This is a genomic window from Desulfurobacterium thermolithotrophum DSM 11699, from assembly GCF_000191045.1.
GTDB classification, from domain to species: Bacteria; Aquificota; Aquificia; order Desulfurobacteriales; family Desulfurobacteriaceae; genus Desulfurobacterium; species Desulfurobacterium thermolithotrophum.
Genome location: NC_015185.1, coordinates 1206623 through 1223012, shown reverse-complemented (window position 1 = coordinate 1223012; position 16390 = coordinate 1206623). Strand labels below are relative to the sequence as shown.

The following is a 16390-nucleotide window of genomic DNA, read 5'->3' as shown; positions in this document are numbered from 1 at the left end:
ATTTCGGCTCCCGTTAAACCTGCATTCTCATTATTTCTTGATAGCTTTCAAGAGCTTTGTTTCTTATTTCGACTAATAGTCTCAGAGAAAGGTCTGCTTTTTCTATTTTATACATTATTTCCTCTATGTTTTGTACATTACCTGAAATTAAATTTTCTTCAGCTTTTCTAGACTCTTTTAGGTCTGAGTTAACGTCTTTTATGAAGTTTTCCAGCAGGTCTTTGAATCCATTAGCTTTCTGATTATGCTTTTCTTTAATATCTAAAATACTTTTAGTTAATGGATTGAGCTGTATCTTCATTTTACCCTCTCATTTATGCTTTTAAAATATCTATAGCATTTAGGAGCATTCCTTTATGAGTATTAAAAGCAGTAAGGTTTGCCTCATAAGTTCTCATTGCTGATATCATATCTACCATTTCTCTAATAGGATCTACATTAGGAAGTTTTACATAACCATTTTTATCAGCAAGAGGATTAGAAGGGTCATATTTTAATTTATAAGGAGAGGGATCTTCTACTATTTTTTTCACTTTTACTCTGTAGATTTCTCCTTTAGCTGTTTTTTCAAGTACTGATTCAAAGATAGGTATTTTTCTTCTGTAGGGATTACCATTTTCATCTACAGAATTAGCATTAGCAAGGTTACTTGAGTGAATATCTATACGAACTCTCTGTACTTCCATACCAGTTAAGGAAACTTCAAGCCCCTTAAATATCATTCATTACCTCCCCTGGATACTAAGCTTCAGCTTCCCAATTTCTTTTTTAAGTACTTCATTAAGAGATTTAAACATAATTGCACTTTCTGCTAACTTTGCTAATTCTTCATTAACATTTACTTTGTTCATGTCGTAACCATTAACATTTTGAAATTCTACAATTTTAAACTTTTTTCTTGATTGAGAGACATCGAAGTGTCTTGGATCTGTCTTTTTAAGCTTTAACTGTGATTCCAGTTCCTTTTCGAATACAAGATCTCTCGGTTTATAAAATGGTGTATCAGCATTTGCAATGTTGCTTTGAATAATCTTTGAACGTTCAAGAAAAAAGGAAGCCATATCTGCGATAGGATTTAGTTTTCCAAAGAGTTCACTCATTTGTTAACTCCTTTTCCAAAATTGCATTGTCATAAACTGTAATGGCAATATCACTAAGTTTATCCTTACATTCTCTAATAAGTTCACTAACTTTTTTTACATCGTTGATTTTACCAATTCTAACAGCCGAAATAACAGTAATACTTCCTAGATAACAATTTGGAGAATCTTCAGAAAGCAATGTTTTGGAAATATTGTATACTTGAGAATAGTGATTATTGGCCATGAGTTTTTCTATTAGATTGTTTATTGCTAATTTAACAACAGCACTTTTATTGTAGTTTTCTTTTAAATATATTTTATTTTCTTTGAAAATTTTATAAGCTTCTTCTAACTTTAAGTTTTTTGATAGATAGAAAATCTTTATAGCCATAAAAGAGGAATCTTTTTTGTTCTTTCTACAAAGATTTTCTAATCGTTTTTCATTAAACAAGAAATTTGTAGAAATAAACATAGATATTTTAAGATATAACTTTTCATAGTCACATCTATTTTTATTTTTAACTTTTTTTAATATCTTAAGAGCGTCTTTAAAATCTCTACTTTCAAATAATGCTTGAGCCATAAGAATGATATCAGAATCGGAATTCCATTTTTTTACCATATATTTTAAAAGATCAATTCTTAACTTCCTCATATTACAACTTTTAAGATCATTTGCTATTTTTAATAATACTTCTCTGTCAAAAATTTCTTTAAAAAATCTTGTATTAGATCTATAAAGTTCACACATTTTTTTCGACTCTAGTTTTAAAAGATATGGAGTCCACAGAGAACGTAAAAATTCTCTTTGTTCGTATTTAACTTGTTCTGGAAATACTAATGAAACTTCCCAAACTAATCTCTTAAAAGTGATAGAGGGAGAATTAAGAGAAAAGATTAGATATCCAAGGTCTGTAAGAGCATAGATACCGACATAAGTTGTTCTATATGTAACAAGTACTTTGGCTATATATTTAATTGGATCTTTGAAAGCAGAATCATTGGTAAGAGAAAGGCGATATTTTACAACTGGATATTTTTGAAGAGGAATGAGTTTAAGTCTAGCTACTATAGCCTCTTGACTTTGAGGTGCTTCTCGAATAACCGAATAATAGTAAACTAAGGCTAATTTAAGATTTCCTTTTTTTAGTTCTATATCTCCTAAGCGAATAGTTGACTTTCTTATAATCTCTTGATTTCTTGTTAAACTGATAATTCTTCTAAAAAGCTGTTCTGCAAGAACTAGATTTCCTACTCTATAGATATTTTCTGCAACAAGATAATAATACTCAGGATTATCCAGTAAATACGTCTCATACTTTCTATAGACTTTAAAGAAGTGAGGTAGTGCTTCTTTGTATTTTCCTTTACTAAAAAGTAGTAATCCCTTTACAAATTCGACTTCTTGCTCTTGTTTAGGAGAAAGTTTTGCTGTACTAATGAGTATATAATATTCATCAACTATATCTATTCTTCTTATTTCAACAGCGGTTCTTAGAATACCTATGGTGGTTTCTATTCTTTGTGATTCTGTTTCTGTTTTTAGAAAAGCTACTCTATAGATAGCAAGTGCTTGTTCATAAAAACCAAGACTTTCGTAGATTTTAGCTTTCATAAAATAATAATCCCATGGTAAGTCCTTTTTAGCAATAAAATAAAGTTGAAGATAGTTAAGTGCTTGCCAGAGATATTTTTTTTCTCCTGTTTTTTTTCCTATTCCATAGTAAGTTTTTGAAAGCATTAAAAGCGTTTTTTCGTAGTACTTTGATTGAGGATTTAAAAGTCTTAGAAAGTATTCCAGAGCTGTAGAATAAGAACCTATCTCAAGTTGTTTTACGCCTTTTTCGTACAGTTTTGATTCTTTTTCCGTTTTATAATCGTATCCTAAAGATGTTGAAAAATCTAATATAATCAACAAACTGATAAAAATGTTTAAAAACTTCATAGTTAGACTCTTACATCCAGAGCTGAAGTTTTTTCATTTCTTCCTTCATAAACAAATTTTCCTTTCACTTTAAGCTTAATTTTTCCTGGATTTAGTCCAGATGATTTAATAATATTTTGGATTTCCTCTATAAAAGAAGAATCAATATTTAGATCATTTAGAAAATTCAAACTAATATTAATAGTATTTTTATGTAAATTAGCATTTAAAGAAAAGTCTCTTAATGTTAATCGGAATTGTGAATTAATGTCTTTAAGGAAATTCTGATTATTCTCAGAATAAAATTTACTGAAGTTTTCTTGTTCTGCTTGATTCCTATCCATTGAACTTTCGTTTTCTGTTGAAGAAGAAGGTATAAAGTGAGTAGTAGAATGCTTTATGGTTTGTTTCTTATCTATATGTGAATCGTCTTGAAGAGAGAAATTTTGAAAAGAAAGATCTTCTCTTTTTGATTCTCTATTATCCTTATTTAGAATATGAAACAGTTCAGTACCACTATTGTTTATTTTAATAGAACTTTCAATTTCTTTTTCCTTTTCTTTTGTTAAAAGTTTATTATTCAATATTGATAATTTTTTAAAAATTTTGGGGAAAGATTCTTTTCTTCTAGTTATATTTTTATAATAAATTTCAAATTTTTTACTCTTTTCTGAAAAGTTTTGTAAAGAATTTTTTGAAATATTATTAACATGACTTTCTAAACGTAAAACTACTGACTTAGATCTAGAGTTAAAATCCTTAATTAAAATTTCCGAATGTAAGTTTTTTGTTTTAGTATAATCAATATATTTTTCATATTTGAAAAAGTATTTATTTTCTTTTCTAGTAGAAAGAGAATCTGGTTTTGAAATAGGAACTTCTTTTAAAATAGGAACTTCCTCCTTTTTTAGCTTTTTTATATTATTTGATTTTTTATTTAAAAAGTTTATTTCTTGATTATTTTTAGTGTTAGTGATAGAGACTTTCTTTTTATCTAGGTCTAATAGAAAATCTGTTTTATTTTTTTTACTAAGATTTTTTTCTCTAGAAGTCCTTTTTAAGGTAAGAAAAAATTTTTCCCTTTGCTTAAATGATTTTTTAGATAAGTCAGGAATATACACTACCTCTTGATTTATTATAGAGTTTTCAAGTGTTGGAGATTTTATAATCGTACTACTTACATTCTTTGAATTTAAGGTTTGTAAGTAACATTTATTTATTATAATCATAGTTGAATCTTCTAAAGAGATATATGTGTAATCTTTCTCTTTTTGAATTTGATCCTTTTTATATTTAGAAATAGTGAAAAAGTTTTGTATTTTATTGTCTATTAATTCTTTTTCATGTAACTTATTTTGAGGAACATTTTCATCGGTTCCTTGTTTTCTACTTTTATTTTGAAATCTTCCTGGAGAGTAAAATTTTCCCTTGAGGGGTTTGAGACTCTTTTCTTTAAGGTTTTGTAAAACATACTCTTTAGGTTCTTTCATCAAGAAAGCATTAATAACACTCTCAAACTTTATGGTAACCTTCTTATTTTTCTCAATATTTTTTTTCTCTTTAAGATTTGCCTTTGAGAGATTTAAAACAGGTAATAGATCAAAAAGAGTCATAACTCCCTCAAACAAAATTAATATCAATATAATATTATACAGAATCTTTCAGATACTTACTAAGCTTTTTTATTGCAGCTCCTTTTATTTGTGAAACGCGAGAAATAGATATACCAATGATTTCTGAGATACTTTTAAGGTCAAGTTCTTCAACAAATATTAACTGAAGAATAAGTTGTTCTTTTTCTGAAAGACGTTTTAAGGCATTTGCTAATCTCTCTTTAGCTTCTTTTAGGATAACTTCTTCTTCAGGAGTTTTACTGTCTGAAGAGAGAATGTCTCTTATTTTTACTTTATCTGAAGATATAAAGATATTTTCTTCTAAACTTACAAAAGAGATAATTTCTTCCTTTAAGTCCTGATAATATTCCGTATTTTTTATTCTCTCTCTAGCACTTCGAGAAAGAAAATCTAATTTTCTGAGATAGTCTAATATTTCTCCGCGGATCTTTATATAGGCATATGTAGAAAATTTAGCTTTTGTTTTGTCATAATTATCTAAAGCCTTTATGAGACCTATTACTCCCGTATTTACAAGCTCTTCAAATTCTACTGCATTTTCTGGAAGTCTTCGGTATATCTTATTTGCAATCTTTTTAACAAGAGGAAGATTCTCAATAATAAGTTCTTTTCTTGATTTTGTATACATTTATCTCCCTTCCTTGAATGCTCTAAGGAGTTTAGATATAAAGCTTTCTTTTTGAGGAGGAAGCGTTTCTCCTGTCTCAAGCTGTGCAATTTTTTTTAGTTCGAGAGAAAATGGGTCAGTAGGATAATCTTTGACTATTAATTTCTTCTTTATTAAAGACTTTTTAATATTCTTTGAAGCAGGAACTATTCCTGCAAGTTTGATTGAAATTCCAAGAAAGTTTTTGCATGAAAATTGTAGTCTATTAAAAGTTTCGTAACCTTCAGATTGGGAACGACACATATTTACAATTATCTTAAAATTTTTATATCCATAAAGCTTGTAAGTTGATTTTATAAAGGCATAAGCATCAGTGAGTGCTGTAGGTTCAGGTGTAGTAATTACATAAGTTGTCGTTGACACTCTGGAAAAGCCTAAAGTGTTTCTATTTAATCCTGCTGAATTGTCTATAAGAATGTAATCATAATTACCTATGATTTCATCTAATTGTAAGAAAAGGTTTGCTGTATTAATGGATTCAAGATCATCAATCGTGTCAATTCCTGAGAATCCAAGTATAACATCAAAGTTATAACTTCTTTGGATGATATTCTTGAGTGGTTCTCCCGTTAAGACCTTTTTAAGGTTTTTTTCCGGTTGTAATCCTAATAGAATATGAATATTTCCAAGACCGATATCACCATCTAACAAAAGTACTTTTTTGAAGAAAATATTAGACAGTATGTAAGCCAAAGAAACTGAAATATTGGTTTTTCCAACACCGCCTTTTCCACTAACAAATGAAAGAACTTTACATTTAGAGTCTATAGAAGAAGTACTTTTATCTTTTACCAGTTTGACAAGATTTTCTATTTGATTAGCCATTTACTTCCCTAATATGTAATCAGCAATAGTTTCTGTTGTTAACAGTTTTACATCTTCTGGAACACGTTGACCAGTACTAATATAGGATACTGGAAGTCCTGTTAACACAGGAATATTTATCAAAATACCGGGAAAAGATGTTTCATCTATCTTTGTAAAAAATATGGAATCTATTGGGAAAAAAGTTCTATATCTATTAACAATTTCTACAGCTTCTGATGTTTTATAGTTACAGCTAATTAAAAGAGTTACATTTAGATTAATAGCTGAAAGAATAGCTTTTATTTCTCCTAATCTCCAATAATCGTAGTGACTCCTTCCTACAGTATCTATAAAAATTACGTCTAGATTTTCCATTTTAGAAACAGTTTCTTTTAACTTTTTTGAATCTGTTACGACAAAAAATGGTATATTTAAAATAGAAGCATAAGTTCTAGCTTGTTGAACAGCTCCTACTTTGAAAGTATCAGTTGTTATTACTCCTACTTTTAAATCTTTTTCTATGACAAATCGTGAGGCTATTTTAAATAGATTAGTAGTTTTTCCAACTCCTGTAGGTCCTACAAAAGCAATTATATTTTTTTCTCCTGGCTTTATAGAAAATTCTCCTCTAAATTCAATGTGTTTTTCTATTCCTTTTATTAGAGCTCCCTTAAGAGTAGGGGTGCTAAGGTCTAATTTTTCAGTTTCTATATCAAGTCCACAAGCCTCTTTAACTAATTCCTCAGCGATATTCTTTTTAACGCCTTTTTGAATTAAAACTTTTATAAGCTCAAGAGCATCTCCAGTAAATTCTGTTGTTAGATTTTCTTCACAACTGGAGGTAGAATCTATATGTTCTGGAATAGGTAAAGAAGAATTAGCTAGCTTATTTTCTTCTAATGAAGACTTTATGTTCGTTAAGAGCTCCCTTACTTCGTTTAACTCTTCTTCTAATTTTTCAATTTCATTATTTTCTCTTTTTTCTTTTGGTACAACAAAAAGTTTATACTTCTTTTTCCTAAAAAAAGGAAGAAAGCTCCTTTCTTTTTCTACTTCGTAATAAAGAATATCTATTTCTTCTCCAAGTTCTCTTTTTGCTTGTTCTACTAAAGAATCTAAGCTGTTTCCTTCATAAACTTTCACTTCCATCAGCCCTTTACCGTCCCTATAAGATTAACCTTAAGCCCAGCTTCTATCTCAGAGTAAGAAAGAACTGCTATACTCGGTAAATAAGGTTCAATAATTCTCTTTATAAATCTTCTTACAGCTGGTGAGGCAAGTAAAACAGGAGTTACTTGATTAATTATAAACTTTTCAAGAGTTCCACTTATACTCTTTACTAAATTTTGCACAAAAACAGGATCTAAAGGAGGTAGATAACCATCATTTTCTTTAACTTTCTTGAGAATGTAATTTTCTGTTTCTGGATCTAGAGAAATGGCAGTTAAAATACCGTCTTTAGAATAAAGATTAGAAATAAGTCTTGATAGAGATTGCCTTGCGAACTCCGTTAAAATTTCAGGATCTCTTGTTTTATCAATGTTATCAGAAACCGATTCTATAATACTTAAAAGATCTCTGACCGGTATCCCTTCTCTTAGTAAATTCTGAAGAACCTTCGTTAAAGTTCCTAGAGATACTTGTTCAGGAATGATTTCTTTTACAATAGGATATTTTTTACTAAGGTTATCAATAAGTTGTTTAACTTCCGCTCTTCCAAGTATTTCGTAAGCGTGTTTCTTTATCACTTCAGAAAGATGAGTAACAATAACAGTTGGAATATCTACAACTGTATATCCTAATAGTTTAGCTTTATCCTTGCTTTTTTCGTCTATCCAATAAGCTGTAAGACCAAAAGCTGGTTCCTTAGTTGGTATTCCTTCTATTTTTCCTCTAGTTCCCCCTGTATCTATTGCAAGGTACTTTCCAGGTTGGACTTCTCCTCGTGCTACCTCAACATCTCTTAACAAAATCCTATACTCATTAGGTTTTAGCTCAAGATTGTCTTTAAGATGAACCAGAGGAATAATAATTCCTAACTCTTTAGCCAGTTGTTTTCTAAGAGAACGAATTTTCTTTACTATTTCACCATTTTGAGACTCATCAACGTAAGGAATAAGAGAGTATCCTATTTCAAGTGTTATTGGTTCTGGTTGGACAACTATTTCTTCAGGTTTTTCTTCTGATTCTTTTGCTTGTTTAAGTAGTTCTCGAGCTTTTCTCTCAGCTTCTTCTATTTCTTTTCTTTTATCTACTAAATAGACCATATAAGCAGTAGCAGCAATAAGAGCAGCTAAAAGAGCAAAAGGTATTGTAGGCATTCCTGGAACTATACCTATGATAGCAATAGCTCCAGCTGCCATAAAAAGTGCTTTATAGTAGCCCGTCAATTGTTTAAATACTTCGTGACCAAGGTCTGTTTCAGCAGCTGCTCTTGTAACCATAAGACCAGCTGCAGTGGAAGTAATTAGAGAAGGAATTTGAGAAACGAGACCATCTCCAACTGTAAGAAGTGTAAATGTTTTAGCTGCATCAGAAAAGCTCATGTGATGCTGGAGAACGCCGATAGCAAGACCGCCGATAATGTTTATAAGAGTGATTATTATTCCTGCTATAGCGTCACCTCTTATAAATTTGGAAGCACCATCCATAGCACCATAAAAGTCTGCTTCTCTAGCAATTTCTTCTCTTCTTCTTTGTGCTTCTTTTTCATCTATTAGTCCAGCGTTTAAATCTGCATCAATACTCATTTGCTTACCTGGCATAGCATCAAGAGTGAATCTTGCCGCAACTTCAGAGATTCTTTCTGTACCTTTTGTAATTACAATATAGTTAATCACTACTAGAATTATGAATACAATAATTCCAACAACATAGTTACCACCAACGACAAATTGTCCAAAAGCCTTAATAACACTACCGGCTGCATCAGATCCTTCATGTCCGTGAAGAAGAATTCTTCTTGTCGTTGCAACGTTAAGGGATAATCTAAATAAGGTTGCTAAAAGTAAAAGAGAAGGAAAGGAAGAAAGTTCAAGAGGGTGATTAATGTAAACCGTTGCCATAAGTATAACTAAGGAAAAAGCTATACTTGCAGTTAAAAGTATGTCAAGAAAAATAGCAGGAACAGGAAGAATCATAGAAGCAAGTATTGAAAGAATAAGAGCAATAAATACAACATCTGAATATTTATAAAATTTGCTATAGTATAAAGCTAATGACTCTTTCATGCACTATCCTTTGGATATTTTCTGATATTTAGATAGTGCTTCTTGTAAAAACTTTTCTAGATGTAAAGGATCTTTTTGAGAAATTACTTCTGCAAGTTCCATATCTAGCATATCGTAGTAGAAGTTAGCAGAAAAAGAAGTATTAAATAAACCTTTAGGAATAGACTTTCTAGCTTCCTTTAAAAATATTCTTACGAAATAAGCCTCAAATTCTTTTATTGCTTCACTTTCATTTTTTATCTGTTTTATGTTTGCTATGTCCCAGTAAGTTTTATCAATTTTTCCAATCATCTAACTCTCCAAAATTTTTACATTATGATGATTTTAGCATGAAGTTTTCCTGCTGCCTTCATTGCTTGAATTATTGCTATAAGATCTCCAGGAGAAACTCCAAGGTCATTTAAAGCCTTAACTAGATCTCTAAGAGAGGGAGATGTTATTGAAAATATTCGTCCATGTTCTTCCTTAACTGTAGTTGTTACGTTTTCTGTTTGTACAGTAGTGCCATTAGAAAGAGGAGGAGGTTGAGAAATTACAGGAGTTTTCGTTACCGAAACATATATGTTTCCATGAGAGACATATACTGGAGGTTCTATTTTTATATCTCCACTCATAATAACTGTACCTGTTCTTTCATAAATAACGATTGTAGGTTCTGACTCAGTGTTTATTTTTAAGTTAAGTATCTCTGAAATGAATTTTACTTTATTATAGTTAGGAAGATATTTAACTATTACGGTACTAGAATCTTCAGCCTTAGCTAAATTTTTTCCAAAATAATTGTTTATTGCGAAAGCGATATTATTTGCTCTTGAAAAATCGGGATGTTTTAGAGTGAGAATAAGATTTTTCTCATTTGATAACTCAAAGGGGAGCTCTCTTTCTACTATACCTCCGTTTGGAATCATTCCTGTAGTGGAAAAATTCTTTTTTATTTTTCCTCCTTTATTTGATTCGGTAAAGCCACCTCCTGTTGAAACGGGTCCTTGAGCAAAAGCATATATTTTGCCATCAGGTCCCAATAAAGGAGTTCTTATCAAAATACCATTAGCAAGACTTTTTGCATCTCCAAGAGAGGCTACTTCAACATCAAATGTCATTCCTGGTTTTGCAAAGGGAGGAAGTTTCGCTGTTACAATTACTGCTGCGGCATTTTTTGTTTTAACAGCTTTAGGATCAACATAAATTCCCATTTTTTTTAGCATGTTTGCAATACTTTGAAGAGTAAAAATGCTTGTAGTTCCATCTCCAGTTCCGTCCAGTCCAACAACGATACCATAACCAGTAAGGTAATTAGGCCTAACACCTACAATGTTAACTTCGGTGCCAATTTTTACTTCTATTCCCCAGCTTAGATAAGGAAAGAATAAAAATAAGAATAAGAATAAAAATAATAATCTCTTCACGTTCCAACCTCTAAAATGGCCATATTTTTATTAAAAAACGAGCTAACCAACCAGGTTTTTGGTTATCTGCTATATATCCTTTTCCATTGTATTCGACGTACATATTTGCAATTTTAGATGAAGGTACAGAGTTATCAGGAGCTATATCTGTTGGTTTGACTATACCTGAAATCTTTAGAATTTGAGTATCATCATTTATTTTTACTATTTTTTCTCCAACTATGTAAAGGTTTCCATTGGGATATACTTTTACAACTCTAGCAGAAATTGTGGCTATAAGCTTTGCATCTCTTTTGGTTGTTCCTTGACCTGAAAAATCAATTGAAGGTTTTGTTGAAAAGTTTAAGAGTGGATCTTTTGTGCCATTTGGTATTTTTTTACCAAAAAGAGTAGGATTATTTACATTTATATCAAAAGTACTTTTTTTACCGCTTTGGCTTTGAGTACTACCATAACCTGTCAATACTTCATATATCTTTACTGTAACTATATCTCCGACTCTTCTTGCTTTTGTATCTGCAAATAAATTGTCGTAGCCAGAAAAGAGAGAACCTGGAGAAGTAGGTTTAGCTTCTTCTACAGGTGGAGGTGGAAGAGGTTTTACAACACTTACTTTCTTCCCAGAAGAACCACAGGAAAATAGAAAGATAGAAGTGAAAGCAATTATTACTTGTAAACAAATTTTACAATGCCATTTCCAATTACCTTGCATATCAAAACTTTTCCAGTTGAAATATTTTTAATTCTTATTATATCTCCTATAGCACCATTTTCCAATGCAATACCTAATAGTTCAATATGTATGTTGTGTATATCGTAAATAATCTTTACTGGTTTATTTCTCCAGACAACATAATTAGGAGAAAGATCTGTGATTTTAATTACTTCTCCTTTTTTGATATCTCTTTTAGCTATTTTCCCAATAACTTCGTTTAGAGAAATAGCACTTTTTCTTGCTTTCTTGGATGGAACTTTTTCTATCTTTACATCTGAGTAAGTGATTAATTTCCCCTTTGGTATATCCTTCACTGCTATAGTAGCTTCTCTTTTCCTATCAATCTTTACCGTAATCCATATTTTTTTTACAAGATTTCCTTTAGAGAAAATACTATACACAACTCTGGCGTAATGATTACCTATATTTTCAATTTCTATGGAGTCTTTATATTCACGAAACGGAATTACTACTTTAGGAACGAAAATAGAAAGAATTTCAACATCAGGATAATTTTCTCTAAAAAAAGAACGAATTCTGCTTTTGATATTTTCACCTTTTATGATTAAACAGATTCTCTTAACTTTGCAAAAAGGGAAACCCGAAACTTTTATTTCTTTGAAAGAAACATCATTATTTCTCAGAAATTCTGCTATTTTTTTTGCTATTTGTTCTTTAGTTATTCTTTTTTCTTTACAAGGTGAAGGAGAAGAAGATATAGTAATATCAGAAATTACTTCTTTTTCTATAGAAGAACCATGAATTTCTGCTATATCTGCAACTGTTATTTTATCTTTATCTAGTTCTGCCTGTCTTTTAATAATAACTTCAGCAGCAAATGTTACAGAAAATGGAAAGAACAGCAAAATTATTAAATATTTAAGACTTAAGTGTTCCAACAACTCTAAGCATCTCATCTGCAGTAGTGATCCCTTTTGAGTTAACTTCATAGGCTCTTTGAGCTACAATCAAATTTACCATTTCTTCAACAATATTTACATTTGAAGCCTCAAGAAATCCTTGAGCAAGTTTTCCAAAACCATCAGTATTAGGATCTCCTTCTACAGGTTCTCCAGATGCATCTGTTTTTACAAGGAGATTTCCTCCGAGAGCCTTAAGACCAGCAGGATTTATGAATCTGTAAAGTTTAATAGTACCAACTTCTTCTGTTGTTTGAACTCCTCCTGTGTTTCTTACGACATAAACTTTTCCATTAGGACTAATAGATATGTTAACAACGGTCTCAGGAGAAGAAATTTGTATATTTGGGGAAAGTTTATAACCTTCAGGGGTTACTATGTAACCTTCTTCGTTAAGTTGAAAGTTTCCTGCTCGGGTATAAGCTTCACCACCTCCGGGAAGTTCTATTTTAAAGAAACCGGCTCCTTGAATGGCTAAATCAAGAGGTTTATCTGTTTTCATAAGGCTGCCTTGAGTAAAAATTTTACTAACATCAGAAACTTTAACGCCTAGTCCTATTTGGATTCCTGAGGGAACTCTATTTTCTTCAGAGCTCATTACTCCTGGATCTCTAATGTCTTGATATATCAGATCTTCAAAATTTGCTCTTGATTTTTTAAAACCAACAGTGTTTACGTTAGCTATGTTATGGGAAATTACATCAAGATTGGTTTGTTGAGCTTCCATACCTGTTGCTGAAGTCCAGAGAGCTCTAAGCATTCTTTCCTCCTAAACTTATACTTTGCCTATTTCATTGCTTTTAAGGTTTAGTTGGTCTAGACCTCTTATGAGATTTCCATAAATTTCGAATCTTCTTTGAGCGTTTATAAGTTCAACCATTTCTTTTACAGGATCAACATTTGACGATTCAAGAAAACCTTGTAAAACTTTTGCTTCTGTCGGTAAAGGAGTTCCATTACCAGCATAATAACTATCACCTATTGGTTTTACAGATTGAAAATTCACAATTTTCAAAACAGCAACTTTTTTATTTCCTTGATATACGACACCATCTTCCGTTATGTGTATAGGTTCATTTTTAATAAGTAAAATTTCTTTATCTGATATATCAAGGACAGGATTTCCTTTAGAATCGACAAGTTTCCCTTCAGCATTTAAGAAAAAGTGTCCATTTCTTGTGTAAAGTTCTCCTGTTTTTGTCTTAACTGCAAAAAAGCCATTTCCTTTTAGAGCAAGATCGAGCGGATTATCAGTTTTTTGTAGAGTCCCTTGTTCTAAAACAATATGAGTTGCTTTAAATCTTGGAAAAATCAAAAGATTATTTGCATCTCCTTTATTATCAGGAATGTGCTGAGACATTTCTTCTTCTATTAACTTTTTAAAACCTGGTGTATTAATGTTAGCAATATTGTTAGCTGCAGTATCTAACTGTTCAACAGCTCTTTCTCCACCTGCAGCCAAAACATAAAGTGCCTGAAGAGTTAATCCCATAGTTAATCCTCTAAAAGTTTCATTCTTTCTTCAGGTGTTATTATTTGCGTAATCTTTATACCATAGTTCTCTCGTATAGTGTAGAGCTTTCCCTTTGCTACTAGTTTACCATTAATCTTTATATCAACAGGTTCATGAATATATCTATCTAACTCAACAATACTATTAGTATGAAGCTTTAGTATTTCCTCAAGAGGAAGGGAGGTGCTTCCAATTTCTATACTTACTTCTAAAGGAATGTCTTTTAGGAGTTCTAGTTTTTCTTCCTCTTCTTCCTTTCTTTCGTAGTCAGAAACTTCTTTTTCTTCTACTTGTTCTTCTTCACCTTCTAAAGATTCTTGCTCTTTTAATGCATTTTCCCAAGCTTTCATAATGTCTTCTTCGGATTCTTGAGAATCAGTTTGCTGTTGTTTAAGAGCTTCCTCCCATTCCTTGGCTAATTCTTCCTGACTTTTCTCTTCCTGATTCTGGTTCTGTTCCTGATTTTTCTCGTTTTCCGCCATTATTCTCCCCATTTATCATATCTACAACAAGTGCTGCATATTTGTCTTTAATTTTCCCAAGTTTTGCCCAAAATTTTGGCTTGTCCTCTACATAAAGTTTAACAAATTCATCTTTAGAAATATCTAAAAGAATTTCATCACCTTCTTTCCAACTAAGAAGTTCTCTTAAAAAGAAATTTTTTCTAGTTAATTCTAAAGTTAATTTTAGTTCAGTCTTCAAAAGTTTTTTTGTTAAATGTTTTTCCCAAACAGGATCTTTTTCAGCAAATACAGCTTCTGAAAAAATTAACTCCTTTATAGGTAAAAACATTCCTTGAGGGAAACAGAAGAAAAAGGGAGCTTCGTATCCGTCTACATCCATGGTACACTCGACAACGATAACTCTATCATTACCTGAAACAATGCGTGCAAGGGCTGGATTAAGTTCTATTGATTTAAGTTCAAATTCAACAGGATAAACATCTTTCCACGTATGTTGAAATGTAGAAAGTGAAATTTTTACTATATCGTCTATGATTCTTGTTTCCAATTTTGTAAATTCTCTTCCCTCTATTTTAAAAGGTTGAGCAGGACCTCCAAACATGACGCTTATAACAACAAAGACAAGTCTTGAATCAAGGACTAAAAGGAAATTATCCTTTAAAGGTTTCATAGAGACTATACTATAACTAGCTGGAAGAGGAATTTTAGACATGAAATTATTAAAGCGAGTTATGTAAACAGATTCTTTAGTAACCATGTTAATTTGTGGAACTAATCTTCTAATCTCTTCACTGTATATCTTTATCCATCTTTCAAGTAAAAGCTCAAGACCAGGAACACCACCTTTTTTTATGTGTTCTACTAGAGAAAAATCAAAAGGAGCTACTTCTAATTTTTGCTCTTCTGAGGAAGAATTACTATCACCTCCCAGCAAAGCGTCTATTTCTTCTTGAGAAAGAAATTCTTCCGACACTTATCCTCCAAGTAGTTAGACTAATTCTTCAGAGCCTCCTAGCTCTATCTTTCCTTCTTCTGCAAGTTTCTTTATTATAGCAATAACTTTCTTTCTAGCTTTTTCAACATCTGACTTTTTGACCGGACCAAGAGCTTCCATATCTTCTAAGAACATTTGAGCAGCTCTTTTTGACATGTTGGAAAGGAATTTATTGAGAATATCCTCTGGAGCACCTTTAAGGGCAAGTAAAAGGTCGTTTTTGTCAACTGCTTTAAGAATTTCAATAATTGCTCTATTGTCTAGTTTAATAATATCTTCAAACTTGAACATTCTTTCTTCAATGGAGTCTGCAAGAGAAGGATTTTCTTTCCTAATTTCGTCAAGGAGGTCTTGAGCAATTTCCTTAGGTAGATTATTAACTATTTCTGCAGCAATATCTATACCACTTAATGTTTCTTCTTTACCTGCACCAAGAGATGCAAGTTCTTCTTCTAGAGCATCGGTAACAATTCTGAGAGTTTTCATAGAAACTTTCTCAAGCATAGCTAATCTTTTTATGACTTCTTCTTGAACGTTTGTAATTCCCAATCTTTTAGGTAAGTATTGAATGACATCCGCAGCTTTTGTGGGTTTTAACTGAGAAAGTATTATTGCAATAATCTGAGGATGTTCTTTTTCAATTAGTTTAGCAATAAATTTTGGATCTAGCTTTTGGAGTTCGTTAAAAATAACTTTTCCAGATTCTGTCATCATCGTTTCTTCGAGAAGTTTTTGAAGCTTTTCTGGAGGTAATGCCTTTTCTAAAAGTCTTCTAAGCTCATTAGGAGCTGTTTTTAAAGGAGCAATTTCTGCTAATTCATCTCTTGCTTCTTTTAATACAAGTTTAACCATATCGCGTTTTATAGTCCCAAGAGTCAAAATAGTTTTAGCAAGCTTATTTAATTCATGTTCCTTTAAGTTCTTAATTACATTAACAGCTATATCTTCAGGCAAAGTTAATATAAGAATAGCTGCTTTTTGTGCCCCTGTAATTCTTTCAGTTCTCTGTAGTTTTTCCTCTTCAGGCATTATTA

At 31.2% G+C, this 16390-nt stretch carries 18 protein-coding genes; all 18 read right to left on the bottom strand.

Annotation, left to right across the window (positions count from 1 at the left end; all coding sequences use genetic code 11):
- Positions 1-13: 13 nt before the first annotated feature.
- The 18 genes from fliE to fliG are packed head-to-tail and all read right to left on the bottom strand — an operon-like array spanning position 14 to position 16385.
- Complete coding sequence (gene fliE, locus DESTER_RS06310; RefSeq protein WP_013638818.1) at positions 14-301, bottom strand: flagellar hook-basal body complex protein FliE; 288 nt, start codon at positions 299-301, stop codon at positions 14-16.
- 13 nt (positions 302-314) lie between these two features.
- Entirely contained in the window at positions 315-722 is a 408-nt protein-coding gene (gene flgC / locus DESTER_RS06305; protein WP_013638817.1) for a flagellar basal body rod protein FlgC, read from the bottom strand.
- A gap of 3 nt (positions 723-725) precedes the next feature.
- A complete protein-coding gene (gene flgB, locus DESTER_RS06300; protein ID WP_013638816.1) occupies positions 726-1100 on the bottom strand; it encodes a flagellar basal body rod protein FlgB in 375 nt (124 codons plus the stop codon).
- Positions 1093-3027 (bottom strand): tetratricopeptide repeat protein, encoded by a 1935-nt coding sequence (locus DESTER_RS06295; protein WP_013638815.1) that lies wholly within the window; start codon positions 3025-3027, stop codon positions 1093-1095. The genes flgB and DESTER_RS06295 overlap by 8 nt, the downstream gene beginning before the upstream one ends.
- Positions 3028-3029: 2 nt before the next feature.
- Positions 3030-4619, bottom strand: a complete 1590-nt coding sequence (locus DESTER_RS06290) for a hypothetical protein (protein ID WP_013638814.1) — start codon at positions 4617-4619, stop codon at positions 3030-3032.
- A 34-nt stretch (positions 4620-4653) separates the two neighbouring features.
- Positions 4654-5268: a sigma-70 family RNA polymerase sigma factor gene (locus tag DESTER_RS06285; RefSeq protein WP_013638813.1), complete on the bottom strand. Its 615-nt coding sequence runs from the start codon at positions 5266-5268 to the stop codon at positions 4654-4656.
- The gene (locus tag DESTER_RS06280; protein ID WP_013638812.1) at positions 5269-6132 is read right to left on the bottom strand and encodes a nucleotide-binding protein; all 864 of its coding nucleotides are present in this window, start codon (positions 6130-6132) and stop codon (positions 5269-5271) included.
- Positions 6133-7263, bottom strand: a complete 1131-nt coding sequence (gene flhF, locus DESTER_RS06275) for a flagellar biosynthesis GTPase FlhF (RefSeq protein WP_013638811.1) — start codon at positions 7261-7263, stop codon at positions 6133-6135. It abuts the gene before it with no gap.
- On the bottom strand, positions 7263-9344 hold the full coding sequence (gene flhA, locus DESTER_RS06270; protein WP_013638810.1) for a flagellar biosynthesis protein FlhA: 2082 nt from the start codon (positions 9342-9344) through the stop codon (positions 7263-7265). The genes flhF and flhA overlap by 1 nt, the downstream gene beginning before the upstream one ends.
- 3 nt (positions 9345-9347) lie before the next feature.
- Positions 9348-9635: a rod-binding protein gene (locus tag DESTER_RS06265; RefSeq protein ID WP_013638809.1), complete on the bottom strand. Its 288-nt coding sequence runs from the start codon at positions 9633-9635 to the stop codon at positions 9348-9350.
- A gap of 17 nt (positions 9636-9652) precedes the next feature.
- The gene (locus DESTER_RS06260; RefSeq protein WP_013638808.1) at positions 9653-10750 is read right to left on the bottom strand and encodes a flagellar basal body P-ring protein FlgI; all 1098 of its coding nucleotides are present in this window, start codon (positions 10748-10750) and stop codon (positions 9653-9655) included.
- Between the two features lie 10 nt (positions 10751-10760).
- Complete coding sequence (locus tag DESTER_RS06255; RefSeq protein ID WP_013638807.1) at positions 10761-11462, bottom strand: flagellar basal body L-ring protein FlgH; 702 nt, start codon at positions 11460-11462, stop codon at positions 10761-10763.
- Positions 11417-12382 (bottom strand): flagellar basal body P-ring formation chaperone FlgA, encoded by a 966-nt coding sequence (flgA, locus tag DESTER_RS06250; RefSeq protein ID WP_013638806.1) that lies wholly within the window; start codon positions 12380-12382, stop codon positions 11417-11419. Before flgA ends, DESTER_RS06255 begins: the two co-directional genes overlap by 46 nt.
- Positions 12345-13145, bottom strand: coding sequence for a flagellar basal-body rod protein FlgG (flgG, locus tag DESTER_RS06245; RefSeq protein WP_013638805.1), 801 nt, complete (start codon positions 13143-13145; stop codon positions 12345-12347). The genes flgA and flgG overlap by 38 nt, the downstream gene beginning before the upstream one ends.
- A 15-nt stretch (positions 13146-13160) precedes the next feature.
- On the bottom strand, positions 13161-13877 hold the full coding sequence (locus DESTER_RS06240; RefSeq protein ID WP_013638804.1) for a flagellar hook-basal body protein: 717 nt from the start codon (positions 13875-13877) through the stop codon (positions 13161-13163).
- A 2-nt stretch (positions 13878-13879) separates the two neighbouring features.
- Positions 13880-14248 carry a flagellar motor switch protein FliN gene (fliN, locus tag DESTER_RS06235; protein ID WP_013638803.1) on the bottom strand — a complete coding sequence of 123 codons (369 nt, stop codon included), beginning with the start codon at positions 14246-14248 and terminating at the stop codon, positions 13880-13882.
- A 40-nt stretch (positions 14249-14288) separates the two neighbouring features.
- On the bottom strand, positions 14289-15335 hold the full coding sequence (gene fliM / locus DESTER_RS06230) for a flagellar motor switch protein FliM (protein ID WP_013638802.1): 1047 nt from the start codon (positions 15333-15335) through the stop codon (positions 14289-14291).
- Positions 15336-15350: 15 nt separating this feature from the next.
- Positions 15351-16385, bottom strand: a complete 1035-nt coding sequence (gene fliG, locus DESTER_RS06225; protein ID WP_013638801.1) for a flagellar motor switch protein FliG — start codon at positions 16383-16385, stop codon at positions 15351-15353.
- Positions 16386-16390 lie beyond the last annotated feature (5 nt).